We start from the raw sequence: 6,886 nt of genomic DNA, 5'->3' as shown, positions 1-6,886 counted from the left end.
GCCATGGTCAGCAAGGGTCAAACCCTGTTTACCATTGATCCGGCCCAGACCCGGGCGGCGCTTGCCCAGGCTCAGGCCAAACTGGCTGCCGATCAGGCTACTGCCCGCTACAACCGTAACTTGGTCAATCAGGATCGGCCCCTGGCCGAAAAGGACTTTATTACCCGCCAGAGCTTTGACCAGGCGGTTTCCCAGGCACAGGCGGCGGCGGCTCAGGTGGCCGAGGATCAGGCTGCTGTGCAGCAGGCGCAAATAAATCTGTCTTACACGCACATCATCGCCCCTATCACCGGGCGCATCGGACTGGCACTGGTCAAGGCGGGCAATCTGGTGGTCGCCAATCAAACCCAGTTAACCACCATCAATGAAATCAACCCCATCACCGTCAACTTCAGTGTTCCTCAAGCACAACTGGGGGCCGCCAGACAGGCACAAACCCAAAACACCAATCTGCCCATCCAGGACGAAAAAGGCGGGACTCTTCTGGCTCAAGGCAAGCTGACTTTTATTGATAATACCGTCAGTGCCAGCACCGCCACGGTCAGCCTGCAGGTCACGGTCCCCAATACCAACCATAAACTCTGGCCGGGTCAGTACGTGCTGGTGCAAATGCCGGTCCAGCACATCGCTAATGCTCTGGTACTGCCCGTAGGAGCTGTGCAGCAGGGCAGTTCCGGTCCTTTCGTTTATACCGTCGAACAGGGCAAAGCAACGGACAAGGCCATTCAGGTTCTCTGGGAAACGGGAGCGAAGGCCGTGATCAGCGGCATTACGACCCATACCCGGGTCATTTTCCCGCTCCCGGCCCGACTTTATCCCGGTGCTGCCGTACAAACAGGTGAGGCCGGGCACCCTGCCAAGCAGCACCATCAAGGTAGCCCCTCGTGAATTTCTCCGCGTTATTCATCCGGCGCCCGGTGATGACCGTCATCATCATCCTCGGGCTGGTGATTTACGGCATTTTTGCCTTTACCAATCTGCCAGTCGCCCTCCTGCCCAGCGTCGATTTCCCAACCGTCATGGTCTCGGCCAGCCTGCCTGGCGCCAGCCCTCAGACCATGGCCAGTGCCGTCGCCACGCCTCTCGAAAAACAGTTTTCTTCCATCCCCGGACTGTCTTCGATGAGTTCCGTGAATAATCAGGGTTCCACACGCATCATTCTGCAGTTTGATCTCAGCCAGAATATCGACGTAGCCACCCAGAATGTATCCAATGCCGTCACCCAGGCCAGTCATCTGTTGCCACCCGGCATGACCAGTCTACCTTTTGTCAAACAGCTGAATCCTTCTGCGGCGCCCATCGAATTCATCGCCCTTTCCGCACCCAACATGCCTATCTACAAACTCAATGCGTACGCAGTAGATAAGGTGGTACCAGCCATTTCCGGAATTCCCGGGGTCGCACAGGTGCAAATATTTGGTGAGCAGAATTACGCCGTACGCATTCATGCCAATCCATTTGCCATGCAGGCGCATGGTATTTCCCTGCAGGATCTCAGCACGGCCATCAACAATCACAATGTGAATTTACCCCAGGGAACGGTTCTGGGCGCCGTCCGTAATTACGCGGTCAATGTGCATGGTCAGTTACAGGACGCCCAGGCTTTCGCCAGCATGCCGGTGACTTTTGCCAACGGCGCTGTAGTCCCCCTTTCCGCCATCGCCCAGGTGCGCAACGGGGTGGATAATGACCAGATTGCCAGCTGGATTGGCAACCAGCGCGCCCTGATTCTGGCGGTCGTCCGTCAGCCCGATGCCGATACGGTCGCCATTTCCGATGCTATCGGCAAGCGCCTGCCGACGCTTGCTGCCAGCCTGCCCGGCGGGGCCAAAATGACGGTAGTTTATGACAAGGCGGACTATATCCGCTCCGCCGTGGAAGAAGTGGAAATCACCTTGCTTCTGGCTTCCCTGCTGGTAGCGGGCGTGCTCTGGCTGTTCCTGCGCCGGGGAAGCCCCACCCTGATTGGGGCAGTAGCCATTCCAACCTCCATTTTGGCCACTTTCGCCATTATCTACGAGCTGGGCTACACCCTGAACACCCTGACGCTGCTGGCCCTGACTTTGGCCGTCGGATTTGTGGTGGATGACGCCGTGGTCATGCTCGAAAATATTACCCGCCACGAAGAAAATGGTGAAGAACCTTTTCAGGCGGCCATTACCGGCAGCCGGGAAATTGGTTTTACCGTCATTTCCATGACGCTTTCGCTGGCTGTGGTGTTCCTGCCCTTTCTGGTGATGGGCGGCATTATTGGTCGTCTGTTTCGGGAGTTTGGAGTCACCATTGCCATCGTCATCCTCATGTCCGGACTGGTCTCGCTGACTTTGACCCCCATGCTCTGCGCCCGTTATTTGCGGGTAAAACATCATAGTCCCAGCCGCTTTGAGTCGGGTTTCTCGCGGCTACGCAACTGGTATGGACGCAGTTTACGCACAACCCTGCGGCATCGCGGCTGGGTGTATATGGCTGCGCTGCTCAGCCTGCTGGGCATGATCGGCCTGTTCGTCATTCTGCCTAAAGGGTTTATTCCCAGCGAAGACAGCGGCATGATCATGGGCAATCTGGAGTACCCTCAGGGTATTTCCTTCAGTCAACTGGAAGATACCCAGCAACGCATCGCCACGGCCGTGGGGCACAACCAGGCCGTACAGGCAGTCATGTCCAGTGCCGGACAGGGAGCGGGCGCTTTCGGGTCCGCCAATACCGGACGCCTGATTATCCGTCTGAAACCGCTGGGGCAAAGAGCTTCCGGAGAGCAGGTCATCACCCAGTTGCGCCAGATAGTCAGTCGCTTCAATGGCGTCGAGGCCAGCTTCCAGTTACCCCCTGCCATTCAGATGGGGCCGGTGTCGTCGCAGTCTCACTACCAATACATTCTCCAGAGCGAAGATCAGGACAGTCTCAACGAAACAGTCCCCCAATTGGTAAAAGCCCTGCGCAAAGTGCCGGGACTCCAGGCCGTCAATAGTGATCTGCAGCTAGCCAATCCCGAAATCGAGGTCCATGTACTGCACCAACGTGCCCAGGCCCTCGGGGTAACGCCCCAGGGTATTGAACAGGCCCTCAACTTTGCCTTCGGCGGCACCCAGGTCGGCACCATTTATGCCTCCACCAACCAGTACGAGGTCATTCTGGATCTGGAGAGAAAGTTTCAGGAAAATCTGGGAGCCCTTTCAGCGATTACCATTCCCGGTACTGCCGGTCTGGTCCCCCTGGCAGCCATTGCCCATTTTGCCTATGGCGTAGGGCCCTTGAGTATCAGTCATTATGATGGCCTGCCCAGTGTCACCATTTCCTTCAATCTGGCCCCCGGTGTCTCCCTGGGAGAGGCCACCCAACGGGTGCAAAAAGCTGCCGCACAAATTCTTCCCGCCAACGTGCAGGGTGAGTTTGGCGGCTCTGCAGCAGCCTTTTCTCAATCCACGAACACACTGCCCTTGCTGCTTCTTGCCACGGTCGCCCTGATTTATGCGATTCTGGCCATTCTCTACGAAGACTTCATCCACCCGTTGACCATTCTGACCGCCTTGCCACTGGCAGGTTTCGGTGCGCTGCTGGCTTTGTGGATATTTCATCAGGAACTGGATCTGTTCAGCTTTGTGGGCATTATCATGCTCGTGGGTCTGGTCAAGAAAAATGGCATTATCATGGTGGATTTTGCCGTCCATCGGCGTCGCGAGGGTGCCAGTGCAGAAGATGCCATTGTCGATGCCTGCATTACCCGTTTCCGCCCGATCATGATGACCAACCTTGCGGCGGTATTGGGCATTTTGCCTATCGCCATCGGCATCGGCGCTGGTGCAGAATCGCGGGTTCCGCTGGGTGTTGCGGTGGCCGGGGGCATTGTTGTTTCACAATTTTTGACCCTTTATATCACTCCCGCTTTTTATGTACTTTTTGAAAACTGGAAAAGACGCTGGCGACGCCAGCCCCAGCTGGCACAGAGCAGCCCGGCGATTTCCGGGGATCACCCATGAACCTCAAAACGGCAGTTGGCCGGGAAGTTTTGCAGCGACTTTGGTCCGCGCCGTAGGCTGCGTGGACCTGTTTCGGTATGACATCTGAATGGATAAGTTCTGCATTATCACCGAATTGTGATATATAACGAACAACTATCCGTAGAATAGCGAGTCCGTAATGCCTGCAAAAATCCTGTTATTACTGGTCCTTGCCAGCCTGGCCGGCTGCGCCACTGTAACGCCCTCCGGGCCCAACCAACAAACGAGCAGCGCCGCCACCCAAAGCGCCCGACTCGCGCAACAAAAAGCTGAACTGGCCGAACAGCACCTGGCAGCCATTGCCAGCCAACGGGCTACTGCAGAACGGCAGTTTTGTCCCAACTGGCAACAGGCACTCCTTCACGCCCGTAATAATGCCATCGGCTGCGCCCGAATGCCGATCAATGCCCAATCCGCCTGCTGGCAGGCGGTTACCCAATGGGCCAACGAAGAAAGCCAATATTTTCATGCCCTGCATCCTTTATTCACCCACAGCCCCTACGCGGAACCCGCAGGGCATGCCGCACACTTTTTCGATTTGGCCCAAAGCTGGGCCATGACCTGCGAAGATGGCGGTGCTGCATGCACCCAAGCCTCAGGACATCAGCAAATGGATCAGGAGAAAAAGCAGGTGAATCAGTTTTGCACGCGCCAATAAATAATGACCCAGGCCACTTTTTAAGGCGAAGCTCTATAGGCATCTCTGGAGGAATTAAGCAGGATAAAAACCAGTAGAAAATACTTATATTACAATTAACTATAAGATTTACCCACCCACAACTCAATAAGGGAGAAACCATGTTCCAGGATTTTATAAGAGACTTCAAAACATTTCTGCAGCGTGGAAATGTGATCGATCTGGCCGTCGCTTTTGTTATTGGTACGGCTTTTTCTGCCATAGTCACCGCTTTGGTAGGCGACATCATCATGCCGCCCATTGGCCTGCTGCTCGACAAGGTCGATTTTTCCAACTTGTACGTCATTCTGAAAGAAGGCAGCACTCCCGGGCCTTACCTGACCCTCGCTGCGGCGAAAAAAGCAGGCGCAGTCACCCTTAATTATGGCCTGTTCATCATGTCACTGATCAGCTTTTTCATTATTGCTCTGGTCATATTTTCCATTGTCCGCGTCATCAACAAACTCTACCCCAAGCCTGCTGCACCGGTTTCCACCAAAAGCTGCCCCTATTGCTTTTCCTCCATCCCCCTGGCGGCTACGCGTTGCCCCAGTTGTACCTCCCAACTGGAATCCTGATCAGGTGATTACTTTGGCGAAGCCCGCTCACTGAGAGTCCCTTCGCCTTTACTGCGTACTTGCCGTATGCTCCTGACACTTTATGTGCATGGGACGGGTCATATGATCTGGGAGCTTTTTCTGGTTTTCCTGGTCGGGCTGCTGCTCGGCCTGGGTATTCTGTTTTTTTTGAGTCGGCAAAACTTAGGTCGGCAGCAGGACGAGGCAGCAGCTGTCCAGGCACGTCAGGAACAAGTCATCAGCGAACTGCGTGCCCATATTCAGGCGCAACAATCCGAGCTGCTGAAACAAAATGAAAGCCGGGTCCGGGCAGAGACGGAAAACCAGCAGATTCCCTTGCTGAATGAAGCACTCAAAAATTCACATGATGAAATCAATCAGTTACAGCATAATCTCAATCAGATACGCGGTCAGCAGGCAGAACTGCAGGAACGCCTGGAACAGGAGCGCTTGCGCAGTAATGAGAAACTGACTTTGCTGGAAGAAGCCCGGCAGCGCCTCACTGAAACTTTTCAGTCCCTCTCTGCCGATGCCCTGCGCCGCAATAATCAATCTTTTCTGGATCTCGCCAGGGAAAACCTCGAACGCTTTCAAGAAAATGCCAAAACTGACTGGGATGGCCGCCAGAAAGCCGTGGGACAACTCATCGAGCCCATTCGTGAATCCATGGAAAAAGTGGGCCAGCGCATGGATGCCATGGAAAAAACGCGCATTGATGCTTATGGCGCTTTAAATGAACAACTGCGTGGCCTCGTTCAGGACCATCTGCCCCGCCTGCATCAGGAAACAGCAGCCTTGGTAAAGGCACTGCGTCAACCTGCCGCGCGAGGCCGCTGGGGCGAAATGCAGCTCAAACGCGTCGTGGAAATGGCAGGAATGCTGGCCTACTGTGATTTTGCTGAACAGGAAAGCGTGCAGACGGAAACCGGGCAGCAACGCCCCGATCTGGTTGTCCGATTGCCCGGAGGCAAACGCCTGATTGTAGATGCCAAGGCGCCCCTTAACGCTTACCTGGAAGCCATGGAAAGCGAGGACGAGCAAAAACGTCAGCAGTTCCTGCTCAAACATGCCCAGGAACTGCGCACGCACATGACCCAACTCGGCAAAAAGTCCTATTGGGAACAATTTCAGCCCACCCCTGAATTCGTGGTGCTTTTTGTCCCCGGAGAAGTATTTTTCAGCGCGGCGCTCCAGGCCGATCCTGCGCTGATTGAATTTGGCGTCGAACAAAAGGTCATTGTTGCCAGCCCAACTACGCTCATTGCCCTGCTGCGCGCAGTTTCCTACGGATGGCGGCAGGAATCTCTGGCTGAAAATGCCAGAGCCATCAGCGAGCTTGGCAAAGAACTTTATGATCGTCTCCATACGCTTGCCGGACACTGGAGCAGGGTAGGGAAAAATCTGGGACAGGCCGTTGATGCCTATAACAAGGCCACCGGCTCACTGGAAGGTCGTGTTCTCAGCTCCGCCAGAAAGTTTCGGGACCTCAAGGCGATAGCAGATGACAAGGAATTGTCCGTCTCGGAACCGGTAGAACTCAATCCGCGTCAATTACAGGCAGACGAACTGATCGGCGAAAAGCTGCCTGACTCCAGCGATTAGGCGGAGTCCCCGGTCACCTGCCCGGCATCCTG

5 protein-coding genes are annotated in these 6,886 nt (G+C 55.2%); all 5 read left to right on the top strand.

The window, feature by feature from the left end; all coding sequences use genetic code 11:
- Positions 1-888, top strand: an 888-nt coding sequence (locus tag AC2VLY_RS07865) for an efflux RND transporter periplasmic adaptor subunit (RefSeq protein WP_486922061.1), incomplete at its 5' end; no start/stop codon positions are given.
- Complete coding sequence (locus AC2VLY_RS07860; protein WP_486893125.1) at positions 885-3,977, top strand: efflux RND transporter permease subunit; 3,093 nt, start codon at positions 885-887, stop codon at positions 3,975-3,977. The genes AC2VLY_RS07865 and AC2VLY_RS07860, both read left to right, overlap by 4 nt.
- Before the next feature lie 160 nt (positions 3,978-4,137).
- Positions 4,138-4,656: a hypothetical protein gene (locus AC2VLY_RS07855; protein ID WP_486893124.1), complete on the top strand. Its 519-nt coding sequence runs from the start codon at positions 4,138-4,140 to the stop codon at positions 4,654-4,656.
- 140 nt (positions 4,657-4,796) lie between these two features.
- A complete protein-coding gene (gene mscL / locus AC2VLY_RS07850; protein WP_024893199.1) occupies positions 4,797-5,252 on the top strand; it encodes a large conductance mechanosensitive channel protein MscL in 456 nt (151 codons plus the stop codon).
- A gap of 102 nt (positions 5,253-5,354) precedes the next feature.
- On the top strand, positions 5,355-6,854 hold the full coding sequence (locus tag AC2VLY_RS07845; protein WP_024893198.1) for a DNA recombination protein RmuC: 1,500 nt from the start codon (positions 5,355-5,357) through the stop codon (positions 6,852-6,854).
- Positions 6,855-6,886: the final 32 nt, after the last annotated feature.

It is taken from the genome of Acidithiobacillus sp. TH-A36 (assembly GCF_057473445.1).
The sequence above is the reverse complement of the archived record's forward strand: the minus strand, read 5'-3'. Positions and strand labels throughout refer to the sequence as shown.